Genomic DNA, 14,960 nt, shown 5'->3' on the forward strand with positions numbered 1-14,960 from the left:
CCCCAACGCCATCCCCGCCCCCGGCACCTTCCTGCTGGGCACGATGCGCTCGCACGACCAGTGGAACACCACCATCTACAGCGACGACGACCGCTACCGCGGCATCAAGAACCTGCGGACGCTGGTGTTCATGAACCAGAAGGACATGCGCGAACGCGGGATCACGCAGTTCGACCCGGTGGACATCACAGCCACCTCCAAGGACGGCTCGAAGCGCACGCTGAACGGCTTCCTCGCCGTTCAGTACGACATCCCCCGGGGCTGCGCCGCCGGGTACATGCCGGAGATGAACGTGCTGGTCGGGATCAAGGACTACAGCGCGCAGAGCGACCAGCCGCTGATGAAGAACTTGAAGGTGACGATCGAGCGGTCCCAGCAGGAGGCCGGGCCACTGTCGAACGTGGTGACGAACGTGGTGACGGAGCCTGCGCCGGAGGCGACGACCGCCGCGGCGTCATAGCGCGGGCCTTCGCCACCCCCGGCTTCGGCTGAGCCCCGGCCGAACAACCACACGAATGGATTCAGCGGCAGGTAGCCACCGGCCACCGGGGCGACAGTGGCCAGGTGGACATCTCCGAACTGACGCCCGAGACCCTGGCCACGCTGCGCGCCCCGCGTCCGTATCCGGCGGTCACCCTGGTCATGCCGGTCGACCCGAAGGCGCCCTTCAGCGAGAAGGACCGCATCCTGCTGCGCGGCCTGTGCACCGAGGCCCAGCGGCAGCTGGCCGAGGACCCGGACGTCGAGCGCGAGGTGCGGCTGGCGCTGCGCGACGGCAAGCTCTCCCCGGAGGCCATCGCCGATCTGGTCGACCCCGGCGTCCCGGCCGGGGAGCTGGTCGTCTACCTCAGCGCCACGGAGCCGACGCAGGTCTGGCAGGTCCCCACCGATGCCGACATCCTGCCCCGCGCCGAGTTCGCCGACCGCTACCTCACCCGCTACCTGGCCGCCGCCGAGCAGCGCTCGTGGCCCTACCTGGTGCTGGTCCTGGACCAGGAGATGTGCCGCCTGTTCCGCGGCACCGCCGCCCGCCTGCACGAGGTGAAGGCCCACGGCTTCCCCGACGCGCCCGCCATCCCGTCGCCCGAGGACGCCGTCCCCGGCCCGATCCCCCGCGCCCAGCCCTACGAGGCGCACGAGGAGTACGTGAAGCAGTACCTGCGCACTGTCGACAAGAACCTCGGCCGCGCCCTCAAAGCCCACGACGGCCTGCCCCTGTTCGTCATCGGCGGCGACAAGACCCTCGCGGCCTTCCTGGACCTCACCACCCACCGCGACCACCTCGCCGGCACCCTCCCGCTCACCGGTATGGACACGGACTCCCCGGCCGACCTGGCCCGCCGCATCGCCCCGACCGTCGAGGCCCACCGCGCCGAGCAGGTCGCCGAGGCGGTGCAGGAGCTGGCAGACGCCCGCTCCCAGAACAAGTACGTCGGCGGCCCGGCAGAGGTCTGGACGGCGGTCGCCGACAAGCGCATGCACCGCCTGCTGGTCGAGGAAGGCCTCCTGATCGCCGGCAAGATCGGCGCCGACGGCCGCGAACTGACGACGGTGCCCTACCCCGAGCCGGTCACCCTGCCCCAGCCCAAGGAGGACTTCGAGCCGCCGGAGCCGGGCGTGGCGACGGACATCGTCGAGCAGCTGGTGGAGGACGCCGCAGAGAGCGGGACGCTGATCCTGTTCGTGCCGGACGGGACGCTGAGCGATGCGGCCGGGGTGGCGGGTGTGCTGCGGTATTGAGGGCCGCGCCACTACCGCCCCAGCGCCTCCAACATATCGGCGGCGATCCGGCCCGAAGACTGCGGATTCTGCCCGGTGTGCAAGTTCCGATCCGTCTCCGTATGCGGCTGAAACGCCGGCCCCTCCACGAAGTCGGCCCCCAGCTCCACCAGCTTGTCCTCCAACAGGTACCGCATGTTGTCGGCAAGCCCGCCCTGCCGCTCCTCCTCATCCGTGAACCCCGTGACCCGATACCCGGCCACCGTCGGCGTCCCGTCATCGCGCCGCGCGGCCAGCAGCGCGGCGGCGCCGTGGCAGACGGCGCCGACCGGCTTGCCGGCGGCCAGTGCCTGGGTGATCAGCTGGCCGGCCATGCGGTCGGTGGCCAGGTCCTCCATCGGGGCGTGGCCGCCGGGGATGAAGACCGCCTCGTAGCCGCCCGCCTCGACATCGTCCAGGACCAGCGGCGTGCGCAGGTCGGGGATGTGGTCCAGGTCGGCGCCGTCCTGGGCGGTGAGGCTGCGGGGGTCCGGCTGCGGGACGAGGCCGGCCGGGGTGGTGAACTTGACGTCGAACCCGGCCTGCGTGAAGGCGTGGTAGGGCACGAGCAGCTCCTCGGCCCAGAAGCCGGTGGTGAGGAGCGTGCCGTCCTTCATCGTCAGCTGATGCGCGCTGCTGACGATGAACAGGATCCGGGGGCGGCCGGCGGCGGCAGATTGTTCAGACATATGCCCAGGCTCGCAGCCGGGGCGCCGCGGGCAACCCCACGGCGCCGTCCGCGTGAGCCGACCGCCGCCACGCCCAACGCCACTCCTGCCGCTAACCGCTGCCGCTTAGTACGGCTACCGCTTAGTAAACGCCTCGAACGTATTACTGAACTGCCACGTATTCTGCGCCACCCCCGAGCAGCTATCGCTCCCGCCGGTCCCCACACACCCCCCGTTGTCCCGCTGCAACGCCCAGAACGACAGCTCCGCGAGCCCCTTCTTCGCAGCCCACTTCTCGATCGTGACAGCGTCCGCAGTGGTAGTGACCTCCGGAGGCCCGAAGTCGTCGATGCCGATCATCTCGGTGACGCCGAGGTGGTGGTACAGCTCAGAGTCCGAAGCATGCGGATACACCCCGCGTAGCTGCTGCACCACCGCGGCCGCGGCGGTAGCGGTATCGGCAGCCATCTCGTGCGGCTGGCCGTCGTAGTAGTCGAACGTCATGATGTTGACGATGTCGATCCGCGCGTGATTGGCGACCGCGTTCTGGATCACGCCGACACCGGTCGGCACGTTCAACCCGGTCATGTTGGTCCCGACCGTATAGACGAACTGCACCCGGCGCCCGGTCCGTGCCGCCCAGTCCTCGACGATCTTGATCGCCTTGTTCCGCCGGTCCACCCCGGCGGCGTTGCTCTCGGAGTAGTCCTCGACGTCGAAGTCCAGCCGCGAGACGCCGTACGTGGTGATCACCGACTCGTAATCCTGCGCGATCTTGTTCACATCGGTGCAGCTGTCGGCGATCTCCTCCTGACCGTGGTCGGCGGTGTAGCCGCCGAAGGAGGGCACGACGTCCCCGCCGGCCGCGCGGATCTTCGCGATGTCGGCGCCGTAGTGCGACCAGGCGATCGGCGCGGCGGGGTCGCCGTTCCAGTCGATGTCGCACGAGCCCGGCGCCGGGGTCTGGATGAACGCGAGCGTCAGGTACTTGTTCCCGGAGGCGGCGGCCAACGCGGCCGGGCTGTCGGCGGTGTAGCCCTCGAAGTAGGGGGCGAAGATGTGCCCGGGCAGCTGCCGGCAGTCGGCCGACGCGGTGGCACCGGTCAGCGACGCCGCGGTCGCCAGTACGACGGCGGCGGTCGCCAGGGTCGTTCGGGCCCGCCGTGACGTTCGGATGCGCTGCACTGCGCCCTCCCCCTTTTTGTCAGTAAGGATTACTAACTGCTGCGGGACAGTAGGGGGAAGGCCGGCCCGGGTCAAGACCCCGGCTCCGCGCGGCAGGTCAAGGCCCTGGCTCAAGATCAGGTTGAAGGTCGCGCCGGCGATCAGCCTCACGTTGAGGTTGAGGGTTGCGGATTCACGTTCAGCTTCAGGTCCAATCTGATCGCTCAGCCAATCTGATCACCCGGCCGCGTCCCGCCGAGGTCAGCGGCGGTTGGCCGCGAAGACCCGATGCGGGACGATGGACGCCCACCCGAGCAACGTCCGAATGGCCACCGAACGGCCACCCACGACCGACCCCCGGAAGGCCGCCGCGATGGAGACCCTCGACCTGCACGGCGTCTTCCGCGACGACCGCGCCATCTACCGCACCGTCCAGCAAGCCCTCTTCCGCTGCTCGGCGACCGGCGTGGACGTCCTGGAGATCATCCCGGGCCGCGGCTCGGGCACCCTGAAGCGCCGGGTCCTGGCGTTCCTCAACCAACAGCAACTGCGCCGGCTCTACGCCCGGATCGAGGAGGACCCGAACAACGCCGGACGGATCCTGGTGCGCTTCCGGTAACCGTGGTTGTTACATGACCCGCCGAACCGCTTGTCGGACAAACCGCGTCTGACCTGATGTGACGGACTACTGGAACCTCAACGTCGCGCACCACGCCCGCATCCTGCGCGCGATGCCGCCGAACTGTCGCTCGGCACTCGACGTCGGCTGCGGCGACGGACTGCTGGCGCAGAAACTGGCAGCGCGGGCGAAGTGGGTCGTGGCCCTGGACGCCTCGCCGGAGATGGCCGACCAGGCCCGACGGCGCACCGCGGGCCTGGACGTCGAGGTGGTCGAGGCGGACTTCCTGGCGGCGGTCCGCGACGGCGTGCTCCCCCGCCGCTCCTTCAGCTTCGTCACCTCGGTCGCCGCACTGCACCACATGAACCCGGAAACGGCGCTGCAAACCATGGCGTCTCTACTGGAGCCCGGCGGCCGGCTGGCAGTGGCCGGCCTGGCGATGAACCGGTCGGCCCTGGACTGGCTGATCGCCGCCGCCCAAATGCCGCTGGTCCAGACCATCCGGCTCGCCCACGGCGGCACCTCCGGCCCGGACGGCATGCCGGTCAGGTTCGACGCCATCCCGTCGTGGACCCAGGCCCGCACCGCGGCGCTGGAGGCACTGCCCGGGGCCCGGTGGCACCGCACGTTGCAGCTGCGGTACCTGATCGAGTGGACGGCGCCGTCTGCACCAAGGCTCGTCACCGCGAACACGCTGCGCGGCACGGTGGATCACCCGCCGATGCCCTGATGGGCGGCCGCAGCCGAGGTCGAAGCCAATCCGCGAGGTCCAGCGCGGCACCCGGATCAGTGCCAGTGGTAAGCGCCCGATTCGAGGACGCAGGTCAGGGTGTTGCCGTTCGCATCCGTGGTCGTGAGGCCCGCGTCAGCATCCGGGCAGTACTCGCCGGCTTTGTAGTAGCCGCCGTTCGGGTCGGTGATGACGCCCTGCGGCGGCGTGCTGGGGGATGTCGGCGCGGTGGTACCGGTCTGAGTCAAGCGCCCTTCCACTACCTGGCCGTTCCCGACCACGTAGAACCCGTCATAGACCTTCGTCGACCCGTCATCCTGCAACGCGGACAGGTGGACGTCGACCATGTTCCCCTGCTCGCCGGTGATGGTCAGCGTGTCGTGGGCGGTGCCCGCGAAGCCTGCCGCGAAGTCGCTGTAGGTGAAGCCCAGGTTGTCGCCGCCCAGCTTCCAGGCCGTTGCGTAGTCCTGGGCGTTGATCGCCGCGTAGAAGGCCGAGACCACGGCCGCCGGGTCCTGCGCGGTGGGTGTCGGTGCGACGACCGGGACGTGCACCGTCTGCGTCACGGTCGGCGCGGGCGCGGGCGTGGCCGTAGGTGCCGGAGCCGGCGTGGTCGAGTGCGTGGATGGAGTGGTCGAGTGCGTGGATGTCGGTGGTGCCGATGGCGTCGATGAGGCCGACGTCGGCGAAGGCGAAGCACTCGGCTGCCCTGCCGAACCGGTCGTGGCGGACGCGCAAGCGCCCGCGCTGAACCCCAGCACCACAACCACCGCGATGAACCGGGCGCGCATAGCGTCACCTTCTTCAGGTGCCCGCCGGTGAATCACCTCCCATCCTCCCCCTCCTCGCGCGGTGGCGCACCTCCGGCTAGTTACTTGTTAGTGAGTAGTAACATGCCAGCATGACACCCCCATCACCGCGCAAGATGACCGCTGACGAGCGCCGGGCCCAGATTCTGGCGATCGCCGCGGAGGAGTTCGCGCTCGGCGGGCTGCACGGCACGTCGACCGAGACCATCGCGCGCCGCGCGGGGATCACGCAGGCCTACGTGTTCCGCCTGTTCGGGTCGAAGAAGAACCTCTTCATCCAGGTCGTGCGCGCGGCGTTCAGCCAGCTCACCGATGCCATGCGCACCGCCGCCGGCGACAGCAGCGGGCTGGCCGCGCTGTCGGCGATGGGCCAGACCTACGACGCGCTGCTCACCGATCGGACCGCGCTCCTGCTCCAGCTCCAGGGCTTCGCCGCGGCGAGTGAGCCGGAGGTGCGGGACGCGGTGCGCGAGAGCTTCGCGGGGATGTGGGAGCTGGTCTCGGGCACGACCGGGCTGGATCCGGTGACGGTGAAGACGTTCCTGGCGTTCGGGATGCTGCTCAACAACGGCGCCGCGCTGGCGGTGCGCGAGGTGGACGACGAGCCGTGGGCACTGGGCGTGCGCACCCGGATCCAGCCGGGCCTGTTCGATCACATCACCGACGAGACCAACCGATGACCTCCCCCGAGCAGAACGCCCAGGAAAACGCCCTGGGGAACGCCCAGCGGAACTCCAAGAACAACTCCCTCCCCCGCGCCCTCCTCCTGATCGGCGTGGTCATGGCGGTCGTCGGCAGCGTCGGCGGCCCGCTGATCACCAGTGTGGCGACCACGCTGCACGTCTCGCTCGCCGCGGCGCAGTGGACGCTGACCGTCTCCCTCCTCACCGGTGCGGTGTCAACCCCCGTACTCGGCCGCCTCGGCTCCGGCGCGCGCCGCCGGCCTGTCGTCCTGGGCACGCTCGGGGTCATCGTCGGCGGCAGTGTTCTGACCGTCCTGCCGCTGCCGCTCGGCGTGCTGCTGGTGGGACGCGCGGCGCAGGGCTGTGGCCTGGCCCTGGGCCCGCTGATGATGGCTTCGGCCCGCGAGCACCTGGACCAGGCGCGGGCCGCGTCGACTATTGCGATGATCTCCGTGGCCTCCACGGCTGGCGTCGGCTTCGGCTATCCGCTGGCCGGCTATCTGACCGACGTCGGCGGGATCCGGCTCGCCTACGCGGCCGCGCTGGGCCTGGCGGCTCTCGCCTTCCTCGCCGCACTCCGCTTCTTCCCGGCTTCGAGTCAGCCGGTCGCCCCGGCGCCCGACGCGGCGGCCAGCTTGCTGCTCACCGCCAGCGTGCTGGTGCTGCTGCTGGTCCTCGGGGAGGCGAGTCTTTGGCAGCATCACCTGGCGCTGGCGGTGGGCGGCATCGCGGCCGGGCTGGTGTTGCTGGGCGCCTGGGCGCTGCGCGAGCGCTCGCTGTCCACTCCCCTGGTCGATCTTCGGCTCCTGCGGCACCGAGCGGTGGCCGGGGCGAACGCGGCGATGCTGGTGGCCGGGGTCGGGATGTATCTGCTGCTGTCGTGCATCACGCGGTATGTGCAGACGCCGCGGGTCGCCGGGTACGGGTTCGGCCTGAGCACCTTCACCGCGGGGCTGTTCCTCGTCCCGTTCTCGGTGGTCGGGTTCGTCGCGGGGCGGCTCAGTCCTTGGCTGCGGGCCCGGGTGTCGGCGGCGGCGCTGGTCACGGCGGCGACGGCGGTCGTGATCGCGGCGTTCGCGGTGTTCGCCGTGGCGCGCGGCACGATCGCCGGGCCGCTGGTGTCGATGACGCTGCTCGGGCTCGGCGTCGGGGCGTTCTCCGCGGCCATGCCCGCCGTGATCCTGGAGGTGACCCCGGCGCGGGAGACGGCCAGCGCCATGGGCGTGAACCAGGTGGTGCGCAGCATCGGGTTCTCGCTCGGCAGCACGCTCAGCGCCCTGCTGCTCGCGGCGCACACGAGCGCCGGTGCCGTCTTCCCCTCAGACGAGGGCTTCACCGCCGCGGCCTGGATCGGCGCCGCCGTCACCGCGCTCGCGCTGGGCGTCAGCTTCACGCTGCGCCCGCGGCGAGCCGTGGTGGCGACGGCGGCGTGAGCGTCGGCGCCGTGAGTGTCGGCGTGGCACCCACAGGCCCCCCACCTCGATCTACCGTCCGCCGAGCAGGCCGATCAGTACCCGCGTCACGACGCGATCGAACTGTGCGTCGGGATCCGTCGCCTGCTCGGCAGCACGCGAAGCCAACGCCGCCGCCACATGCGGATGATCGCCGGCCTTCACTATCTGCGCGGCGTACTCTGATTTGGCCTGCCGCCGCTCCGAATCCGTCAGCCCGATGGCGCGCCGTCCGAGCTCGGCCCGCGTCAAAGCCCCGACGAGGGCCAGGATGACGGCGACGGCCTCGATCGCCGTCCCCGGCTCCACCGACGCCGCCGCACACGCCGCCAGCGCGTGCTCCAGGAAGTCCGTGGCCCGTGGCCCGAGGGGGATCTTCGCCTCGATCCCGTCGAGCAGCCATGGATGGGCGCGGTACCTCTCGCGGGCCTCACGAGCCAGTGCCAGCAGGTCTTCCAGCCAGTCGCCGGCGCCGAGTCCGTCGTAGGAGACGTCCCCGTTGACCTGGTCGACCATCAACTCCAGCAGCTCGTCCCGCGTCGCCACATAGCGGTACAGCGACGCCGGCGCGGCGCCGAGGGAGTCGGCCACGGCCCGCATGGTCACCGCGGCCAGGCCGTCGGCGTCGGCCAGTGCCACGCCCGCCGCGGCGATGCGCCCCCGGTCGAAGGCCGGGGACGGGCCCCGGCCGGTGCGCTCCGGGCGGAGCCAGATGCTGACGGCCAAGCGAGTCTCCTTTGCGAACACTGTTTGCAGTAGGTATGGTAGCCCGCGGCTACTGCGAACGACGATCGCAGTTATGGCGGCGAACCGACAAGGAAGCGACCATGGCGATACTGGGAACCCTGCTCAAGAACAAGCGCGCCGGCGATACGAAGCTGGCCTGGAACCTCCCCGCGCTGGCCGGGCCCGAGACGCTGGTACTGGAAAGCACGGCCTTCGCCCACAACGACGACATTCCCAAGCTCCACGCCGGAAAGCTGGTCGGCGGCAAGGACCGCTCCCCCGCGCTGGCCTGGACCGGTGTCCCCGAGGGCACGGCCCAGCTCCTGCTCGTCATCGAGGACGTCGACGCCCCGACCAGGTCACCGGCCGTCCACTGCGTCGCACTGATCGACCCGGCCCTGGAAGGACTGCCCGAGGGCGCCCTCACCGCGAAGAGCCCCGCCGCGGGGACCCGGCCCCTCCGATCGCAGATCGGCCGCGGTTACCACGGCCCCGGCCCGATCAAGGGTCACGGCCCGCACCGTTACGTCTTCCAGCTCTTCGCCCTCGGGAAAGCCATCACCGAAACCGCGGACGGCGGCGCGCTCGACAAAGCCAAGCCCCGCACGGTGATCGGCTCGGCGACCGGCAAGGTCCTGGCCCGAGCGCGCCTCGACGGCCTCTACGAACGCTGACAGAAATACACCGGCCCGGCGTTCAGCGGTCGAAAGCTCATCTCAGGCCCGCGGGGATCCCGCGGGCTCGATCATCTAGGCCGCCGCCTCCGCAGTCCCCTGCGTCGGGCCGGCGTCGGCGACGGCGTCAGCCGCCGCCTCCCCCTCCGGCACCGGCGCGACGCCCCACTTCAACCCAACCAGCGCGATGACCGCGGCCACCGCCATGATGCCGGCCATGATGTAGAAGATCGTCTGCGTCGACTGTGCGAACGCCACCTGATAGAAGTGCGGGATCTTCGACAGGTCCGACTCGCCGTTGCCCGAGGAGCCGCCGGAGGAGCCGCTGTTCTGCATCTGCGCCAGGCTCGCCGCTTCCTTGTTCGCCAGGGCGCGGGGGACGTGCTGGGCGACCAGCTGGTTGGCGACGTTGCTGCGCATCCGCGAGACCAGCGTCGTGCCCAGCACCGCCAGGCCCAGGCTCGCCGAGTAGTTGCGGATGGTCTGGGTGATGCCGGTGGCCTCGCCGTAGGAGAAGCGGCCGGCTTGGTTGACCGCGTCGGTGCTGGCCGGAGACACCATGAAGCCCATGCCGGCGCCGGCCAGGACGATGAACCACTGCTGCTTGTTGAAGTCCAGGGTGGTGACCTTGCCGGCCCACAGGTAGAAGCCGACGGCCGCCAGGACGCAGCCCATCGTGACCGGGCGCTTGGCGCCGATGCGGTCCAGCATGCGGCCGCCGATCTGGGTGGCCACGGCGAAGCCGACGAAGAAGTAGAGCAGGAAGACGCCGGCGTCCTTGGCCTGTTTGGCGAGCGAGATCTGGGCGTACTCGCTGGAGAACATGAATAGGGGGATGAACACCAGCATCGCCACGCCCAGGACCATGTTCTCGACCAGGAAGGTGCGGTTGCGGAAGATCGCCATGTCGATCAGCGGCGAGGCGGTGGTGCGTTGGACCCGGTAGAACACGATCAGCAGCACCACGCCGGCCGCGATGCACAGGCCGATCGCCGGGTTGCCCCAGCCCCACAGCGGAGCCTGCTGGAAGCCGAAGACGCCGAGCACGATGCCGCCGGTGATCAGCGCCAGGCCGCGGTAGTCCATCTTGGCCGGGCGGAAGTCGGTGACCGGCTTGGACAGCGCGATCAGCAGCACCGCGATCGCCGCGACCGGGAGATTGACCCAGAAGATCGCGCGCCACGTCCACTGCGTCAGGAAGCCGCCGAGGATCGGGCCGATCGCGGTCAGCGCGCCGGAGATGCCGAAGAACGTGGCCAGCGCCTTGCCGCGCTCGCGCACCTCGTAGGTCTGCACCACGATGGCCAGCGCCGCCGGGAACATGATCGCGCCGCCCAGGCCCTGCAACGCGCGGAAGGCGATGAGCCAGGCCTCGGCCAGCGAGCCGGTGGGCGTGGCGCCGCACAGCGCCGAGGCGCCGGCGAAGATGACGACGCCGACCGTCACCATCTTGCGGTGGCCCAGCGTGTCGGCCAGCCGCCCGCCGAAGGCGAACAGCGAGGCCAGCGCCAGCAGGTAGGCGTTGACCGCCCACTGCACGCCGGTCGCCGACAGCCCCAGCTTGGTCTGGATCTCCGGCACCGCGATGGAGACGATGGTCTGGTCGATGAAGGTCATCGCGACCGCGAAGATCATCGCGGCCAGGACCAGGTTCTTCGATCTGCCGTGCACCGGCGCAGCTTGGGACATGGTCCCCTCCCCTGTGAAACCCACTGATGACGAAACCGAGCGGTACTGAACGCGGATCTCCCGCGCGGAAAATCGGAACACGCGGAAACGCCACCGGCTGAAAATCCCCGTCAGCAGGCGGCCGAGCGCCATCATGGTGCATACCCGCCGGTCGCGCCAGCCTTTGGACGGCTTCTGAGACGCGCGGCGGAGCAGTTGTTCACGGCCCGGCCGGAGCAGAGCGCTTAGGCAGAGCCTTTGAGCAGAGCCCTTATTAAGTAGAGCCCTTAAGTCATCCGGGCATCATCCAGGCAGCAACCCGCCCGGCGTCACCCCGCCTGCCAGAGTTCGATCAGTTCGGAGGTCGCCGCGGTCCGCGCGGTGACCGATCGCTCCTCCTCGTCGAAATCCAGCTGGATCGGCGCCAGGGCCGGGATCTGGCCGCTGTAGCGGGCCTCGCGCTCCGGCAGGGCCTCGTGGCGCAGGCGCAGGTTCTGGGTGTCGATGGTCAAGGTTCTCTCCCGTCGGTCGGGCGTCCGACCCTACCGGGGTGGGTTGGTGGCGCGAGGGCATCTCGCCGAGACCGCAGGAAGGTCCGTTCGCTGGCGTTGCCGGCGCGCGCCTCGGCCAGGTCGTATTCGGCGACGGCTTCGTCGCGCCGGCCAGCGCGGCGCAGCAAGTCAGCGCGTACCGCGTGGTAGGGGCCGTATTCGGCCAGCGGCGCGGCCAGACCGTCGACGATCTCCAATGCGTCGGCGGCGCCGGATACTTCCGCGAGTGCGACGGCGCGGTTCAGGGCGATGACCGGCGTCGGTTCGGCGGCCAGCAGCTGATCGTAGAGGGCGAGGATCTGGCTCCAGTCCGTGTCCTCGGCGCGGGAGGCGTCGCTGTGCACGGCGTTGATCGCGGCCTGGATCTGGTACGGCCCCGGCCGGCCCCGGCGCAGGCAGGCCCGGACCAGGCCCTGGCCTTCGGCGATCAGGGTCCGGTCCCAGCGGTCGCGGTCCTGGTCGGCGAGCAGGACGAGGTCGCCCGCGGCGTCGGTGCGGGCCGGGCGGCGGGCTTCGGTGAGCAGGAGCAGGGCCAGCAGGCCGGCGGCCTCGGGTTCGTCCGGCATCAGCTCGGTGAGCAGCCGGGCCAGGCGGATCGCCTCGGCGCACAGGTCGGCGCGGACCAGTTCCTCGCCGGAGGTGGCCGAGTGGCCCTCGGTGAAGATCAGGTAGACGACGGCCAGGACGGCGCGGAGCCGGTCCGGCAGTTCGGCCTCGGACGGGATCCGGTACGGGATGCGCGCGGCGCTGATCTTGCCCTTGGCGCGGACCAGGCGCTGGGACATGGTCTGTTCGCTGACCAGGAACGCGCGGGCGATCTCGGCGGTGGTCAGGCCGCCGAGCAGGCGCAGCGTGAGGGCCACCCGGGCGGCCGGAGCCAGGGCGGGGTGGCAGCAGGTGAAGATCAGGCGCAGGCGGTCGTCGCGCACCGGGTCCTCCGGTTCGGGATCGCTGGCGGCGTGCAGGAGCACGGCCTGGGCGTGGTGGTCGTCGCGCCGGGCCTCGCGGCGCAACCGGTCGATCGCGCGGTTGCGGGCGGTGGTGATGATCCAACCGGCCGGGGACGGCGGCAAACCGTCCCGCGGCCAGCGCTGGAGCGCGGTGGCGAACGCCTCCTGCACCGCTTCCTCGGCCAGGCCGATGTCGCCGAACGCGCGGACCAGGACGGCCACCGCCCGGCCGTACTCGGCGCGGAAGACGGCCTCGACGTCGGCGCCCTCGGTCATCTCAGTCCTCGCCGGTCATATAAGTCCTCGCCGGCCGTATCAGTCCCAGCCCAGGAACGGCCGGACCTCGACCGGCAACCCGATCGCGCGCATCAGCTTCGCGCCCCACCCGAGCGCCGCGTCCAGATCGGGGGCATCAACGATCTTGATCCCGCCCAGATGCTCCTTGCTGTCGACGAACGGCCCGTCGGTGATCAGCACGTCGCCCCCGCCGGGCCGCAGCACGGTCGCCGTGCTCGCCGGATGCAGTCCCCCGTCGAACACCCACCCGCCGGCCGCCTTGAGCTCGTCGTTGAGCGCGTCGAGGTCGCGGTGGATGTCGGCGAGCCGGTCCTGGGACGGCAGCGGGCCGTCGGGCTGATAGATGGAGAGCAGATAGCGGGGCACGGTCTTCTCCTCAGGCCTCGTAGGTCGCGATGATCACACCGGTTCCGGTGGTCACGGAGTCGGTAAGCCGGAGCTTGGTGAGCTCGGCGCCCTCGAACAACCGGAACCCGGTGCCGAAGACGAGCGGATGGATCAGCAGCACGTAGCGGTCGACCAGGCCCGCGGCGGCGAGCGTGCGGACGAGCTGCCCACTGCCGATGACGGAGACGTCGCCTTCGGTGGCGTCGCGTAGCGCGGCGACCGCTTCGGGAACGTGACCATCGCGGCCGCTCAGCAGCGTCGAGTTCTCCCACGGCAGCGGCTCGGTCAGGGTCTTCGACACGACGTACTTCTGCACCTTGTTCAGCCGCGCGGTGAACGGGTTGCCGTCGGTCTGCTTCGGCCAGAACCCGAACAGGCCCTCATAAGTGAACCGCCCGAGCAGCATCACGCCCTGCCCCGCCATGCGCTTGGCCATCTCGGCGCCCATGATCTCGTCAGGGTAGTCGGTGCCCCAGCCCCCGTACGGGAACCCGCCCCGCAAGTCCTCGTCGGCCCGGCCCGGCGCCTGCATCACGCCGTCCAGGGTCAGGCTCTCGGTCACCACGATCTTGCCCATGACCTGCTCCTTCATCGTCCGTGTGGATCCTTCTCACCCTCTACACGAACGGGAGAGGCCGAAACAGACAGCCACGCCGGACGGGTGACGGCGAGGGACGACGAATAGGGAGGACAGTGCCGACTAGGCTGGCGCCATGATCCGCGCCGCCGCCCCCGCCGACGTCCCGACCATCCTCGCCCTGGTCGCCGCCCTCGCCGAGTACGAGCGCGAGCCGCAAGCCGCCCGGGCCACCGAAGAACAGCTGCACGCCGCCCTGTTCGCCGAGCACCCGGCCGTCTTCGCGCTGATCGCCGAGGACGACGCCGGCACCCCGGTCGGCTTCGCGCTCTACTTCCTCAACTTCTCAACGTGGAACGGCACCCACGGCATCTATTTGGAGGACCTGTTCGTCCGCCCCGAAGCCCGCGGCGGCGGCCACGGCAGCGCGCTGCTGCGCGAGCTGGCCCGCATCGCCGTCGAGCGCGGGTACAGCCGGGTGGAGTGGAGCGTGCTGAAGTGGAACGAGCCGTCGATCGGCTTCTACAAGGCGCTCGGCGCGGTGCCGCTGGACGAGTGGACGATGATGCGGCTGACCGGGGACGCGCTTCAGGCGTTCGGGAGCGAAGCGGCCGGCTAGCGGCTAACGGCTAGTCCCGCAGGTCCTTGGCCAGGACCGCGCACATCGTCTCGTACCGGCTGATCGTCCCGTCCAGCTTCTCCTCGTCCCACGCGTCGAGGACGTTGTCGAAAACCACATAGCCGAGTCGCTCGTACAAGGCATGGGCCCGCGGATTGTCGTGTTCGACGCAGAGTTCGGCGCGGGTCAGGCCGCGGCCGCGGATCCGCTGCTCGGCCTCCTCGATCAGCGCCGTGCCGAAGCCGCAGGACTGGACCGCGGGCATGGTCGAGAGTTGATGGATCGTGCCGGAGCCCACAGCCTGCTCATAGTCGACGCCACCGATCGCCACCGGCCGGTCGGTCTTGGCGACGCAGACCGCCAGGTACTCCGCCACTCCGGCCGCCACGCGCTCCAGTTCCTTCGCGACGGAACGCAGGTGCAATGGAGACCCGGCCCAAGTGCAGTGCGGCAGGTCCGCATGAGTCAGGTCCCGGACATAGATGGGGATGACGACCTCGGCAGACATACAGGTAGTTCAGCACACGCCACACCACACCGCCCCCGAATTACATCCGCGCTCGTCTCACCGCACCACCGCCATCTCGCCCCCGAACCAACCCCGCCCCCGAATTACATCCACCTCACGC

Annotated in this window: 18 protein-coding genes; 8 read left to right on the forward strand and 10 right to left on the reverse strand. The window is 70.2% G+C overall.

The window, feature by feature from the left end; genetic code table 11:
• On the forward strand, nucleotides 1-460 hold a 460-nt coding region (locus IZR01_RS40565), incomplete at its 5' end, for a molybdopterin dinucleotide binding domain-containing protein (RefSeq protein ID WP_323747242.1).
• Between the two features lie 104 nt (nucleotides 461-564).
• On the forward strand, nucleotides 565-1,740 hold the full coding sequence (locus IZR01_RS40570) for a baeRF3 domain-containing protein (protein WP_194926946.1): 1,176 nt from the start codon (nucleotides 565-567) through the stop codon (nucleotides 1,738-1,740).
• 11 nt (nucleotides 1,741-1,751) lie between these two features.
• On the opposite strand, the gene IZR01_RS40575 is transcribed toward IZR01_RS40570, so the two are convergent.
• Nucleotides 1,752-2,447 carry a type 1 glutamine amidotransferase domain-containing protein gene (locus tag IZR01_RS40575; protein WP_194897717.1) on the reverse strand — a complete coding sequence of 232 codons (696 nt, stop codon included), beginning with the start codon at nucleotides 2,445-2,447 and terminating at the stop codon, nucleotides 1,752-1,754.
• Between the two features lie 114 nt (nucleotides 2,448-2,561).
• On the reverse strand, nucleotides 2,562-3,611 hold the full coding sequence (locus IZR01_RS40580; protein WP_323746589.1) for a glycosyl hydrolase family 18 protein: 1,050 nt from the start codon (nucleotides 3,609-3,611) through the stop codon (nucleotides 2,562-2,564).
• Nucleotides 3,612-3,915: 304 nt separating this feature from the next.
• Here IZR01_RS40580 and IZR01_RS40585 point away from each other — a divergent pair, with 304 nt between their 5' ends.
• Together IZR01_RS40585 and IZR01_RS40590 are read left to right on the forward strand one after the other, a co-directional pair.
• Entirely contained in the window at nucleotides 3,916-4,209 is a 294-nt protein-coding gene (locus tag IZR01_RS40585; RefSeq protein WP_228561145.1) for a Smr/MutS family protein, read from the forward strand.
• A 58-nt stretch (nucleotides 4,210-4,267) separates the two neighbouring features.
• A complete protein-coding gene (locus tag IZR01_RS40590; protein WP_323747243.1) occupies nucleotides 4,268-4,939 on the forward strand; it encodes a class I SAM-dependent methyltransferase in 672 nt (223 codons plus the stop codon).
• A 56-nt stretch (nucleotides 4,940-4,995) separates the two neighbouring features.
• Here the strand turns inward: IZR01_RS40590 and IZR01_RS40595 are convergent, their stop codons facing one another.
• A complete protein-coding gene (locus tag IZR01_RS40595; RefSeq protein ID WP_194926957.1) occupies nucleotides 4,996-5,505 on the reverse strand; it encodes a hypothetical protein in 510 nt (169 codons plus the stop codon).
• A 359-nt stretch (nucleotides 5,506-5,864) separates the two neighbouring features.
• Between IZR01_RS40595 and IZR01_RS40600 the strand changes: the two genes are divergently transcribed.
• Nucleotides 5,865-6,428, forward strand: coding sequence for a TetR/AcrR family transcriptional regulator (locus tag IZR01_RS40600; RefSeq protein WP_194897721.1), 564 nt, complete (start codon nucleotides 5,865-5,867; stop codon nucleotides 6,426-6,428).
• Complete coding sequence (locus tag IZR01_RS40605; RefSeq protein WP_228561146.1) at nucleotides 6,425-7,864, forward strand: MFS transporter; 1,440 nt, start codon at nucleotides 6,425-6,427, stop codon at nucleotides 7,862-7,864. The genes IZR01_RS40600 and IZR01_RS40605 overlap by 4 nt, the downstream gene beginning before the upstream one ends.
• Before the next feature lie 51 nt (nucleotides 7,865-7,915).
• Here the strand turns inward: IZR01_RS40605 and IZR01_RS40610 are convergent, their stop codons facing one another.
• Complete coding sequence (locus IZR01_RS40610; protein ID WP_194926947.1) at nucleotides 7,916-8,608, reverse strand: TetR/AcrR family transcriptional regulator; 693 nt, start codon at nucleotides 8,606-8,608, stop codon at nucleotides 7,916-7,918.
• Between the two features lie 101 nt (nucleotides 8,609-8,709).
• On the opposite strand from IZR01_RS40610, the gene IZR01_RS40615 reads away from it, so the two are divergent.
• Nucleotides 8,710-9,282: a YbhB/YbcL family Raf kinase inhibitor-like protein gene (locus IZR01_RS40615; RefSeq protein WP_194926948.1), complete on the forward strand. Its 573-nt coding sequence runs from the start codon at nucleotides 8,710-8,712 to the stop codon at nucleotides 9,280-9,282.
• 75 nt (nucleotides 9,283-9,357) lie between these two features.
• Here the strand turns inward: IZR01_RS40615 and IZR01_RS40620 are convergent, their stop codons facing one another.
• The 5 genes from IZR01_RS40620 to IZR01_RS40640 form a co-directional block, all read right to left on the reverse strand.
• Complete coding sequence (locus tag IZR01_RS40620) at nucleotides 9,358-10,971, reverse strand: MFS transporter (RefSeq protein WP_194926949.1); 1,614 nt, start codon at nucleotides 10,969-10,971, stop codon at nucleotides 9,358-9,360.
• Nucleotides 10,972-11,279: 308 nt separating this feature from the next.
• The gene (locus IZR01_RS40625) at nucleotides 11,280-11,462 is read right to left on the reverse strand and encodes a hypothetical protein (RefSeq protein WP_194926950.1); all 183 of its coding nucleotides are present in this window, start codon (nucleotides 11,460-11,462) and stop codon (nucleotides 11,280-11,282) included.
• Nucleotides 11,459-12,727, reverse strand: coding sequence for an RNA polymerase sigma factor (locus IZR01_RS40630; RefSeq protein WP_194926951.1), 1,269 nt, complete (start codon nucleotides 12,725-12,727; stop codon nucleotides 11,459-11,461). Before IZR01_RS40630 ends, IZR01_RS40625 begins: the two co-directional genes overlap by 4 nt.
• Nucleotides 12,728-12,766: 39 nt before the next feature.
• The gene (locus IZR01_RS40635) at nucleotides 12,767-13,114 is read right to left on the reverse strand and encodes a YciI family protein (protein WP_194926952.1); all 348 of its coding nucleotides are present in this window, start codon (nucleotides 13,112-13,114) and stop codon (nucleotides 12,767-12,769) included.
• A gap of 10 nt (nucleotides 13,115-13,124) precedes the next feature.
• Nucleotides 13,125-13,727: a dihydrofolate reductase family protein gene (locus IZR01_RS40640; protein WP_228561147.1), complete on the reverse strand. Its 603-nt coding sequence runs from the start codon at nucleotides 13,725-13,727 to the stop codon at nucleotides 13,125-13,127.
• Between the two features lie 121 nt (nucleotides 13,728-13,848).
• On the opposite strand from IZR01_RS40640, the gene IZR01_RS40645 reads away from it, so the two are divergent.
• Nucleotides 13,849-14,331: a GNAT family N-acetyltransferase gene (locus IZR01_RS40645; protein ID WP_194926953.1), complete on the forward strand. Its 483-nt coding sequence runs from the start codon at nucleotides 13,849-13,851 to the stop codon at nucleotides 14,329-14,331.
• Nucleotides 14,332-14,341: 10 nt separating this feature from the next.
• Here IZR01_RS40645 and IZR01_RS40650 read toward each other — a convergent pair whose 3' ends face one another.
• Nucleotides 14,342-14,839, reverse strand: a complete 498-nt coding sequence (locus tag IZR01_RS40650; protein WP_194897708.1) for a GNAT family N-acetyltransferase — start codon at nucleotides 14,837-14,839, stop codon at nucleotides 14,342-14,344.
• Between the last annotated feature and the right edge of the window lie 121 nt (nucleotides 14,840-14,960).

Origin of the sequence: Catenulispora pinisilvae (genome assembly GCF_015356865.1) — a bacterium.
Classification (GTDB): domain Bacteria; phylum Actinomycetota; class Actinomycetes; order Streptomycetales; family Catenulisporaceae; genus Catenulispora; species Catenulispora pinisilvae.

Bases quoted from the DNA above. Each gene is read 5' to 3' on its own strand.
- IZR01_RS40645 (WP_194926953.1), top strand. From the start codon at position 13,849: ATGATCCGCGCCGCCGCCCCCGCCGACGTCCCGACCATCCTCGCCCTG.
- IZR01_RS40585 (WP_228561145.1), top strand. From the start codon at position 3,916: ATGGCCACCGAACGGCCACCCACGACCGACCCCCGGAAGGCCGCCGCG.
- IZR01_RS40605 (WP_228561146.1), top strand. From the start codon at position 6,425: ATGACCTCCCCCGAGCAGAACGCCCAGGAAAACGCCCTGGGGAACGCC.
- IZR01_RS40650 (WP_194897708.1), bottom strand. From the start codon at position 14,839: ATGTCTGCCGAGGTCGTCATCCCCATCTATGTCCGGGACCTGACTCAT.
- IZR01_RS40615 (WP_194926948.1), top strand. From the start codon at position 8,710: ATGGCGATACTGGGAACCCTGCTCAAGAACAAGCGCGCCGGCGATACG.
- IZR01_RS40630 (WP_194926951.1), bottom strand. From the start codon at position 12,727: ATGACCGAGGGCGCCGACGTCGAGGCCGTCTTCCGCGCCGAGTACGGC.
- IZR01_RS40575 (WP_194897717.1), bottom strand. From the start codon at position 2,447: ATGTCTGAACAATCTGCCGCCGCCGGCCGCCCCCGGATCCTGTTCATC.
- IZR01_RS40620 (WP_194926949.1), bottom strand. From the start codon at position 10,971: ATGTCCCAAGCTGCGCCGGTGCACGGCAGATCGAAGAACCTGGTCCTG.
- IZR01_RS40600 (WP_194897721.1), top strand. From the start codon at position 5,865: ATGACCGCTGACGAGCGCCGGGCCCAGATTCTGGCGATCGCCGCGGAG.
- IZR01_RS40640 (WP_228561147.1), bottom strand. From the start codon at position 13,727: ATGAAGGAGCAGGTCATGGGCAAGATCGTGGTGACCGAGAGCCTGACC.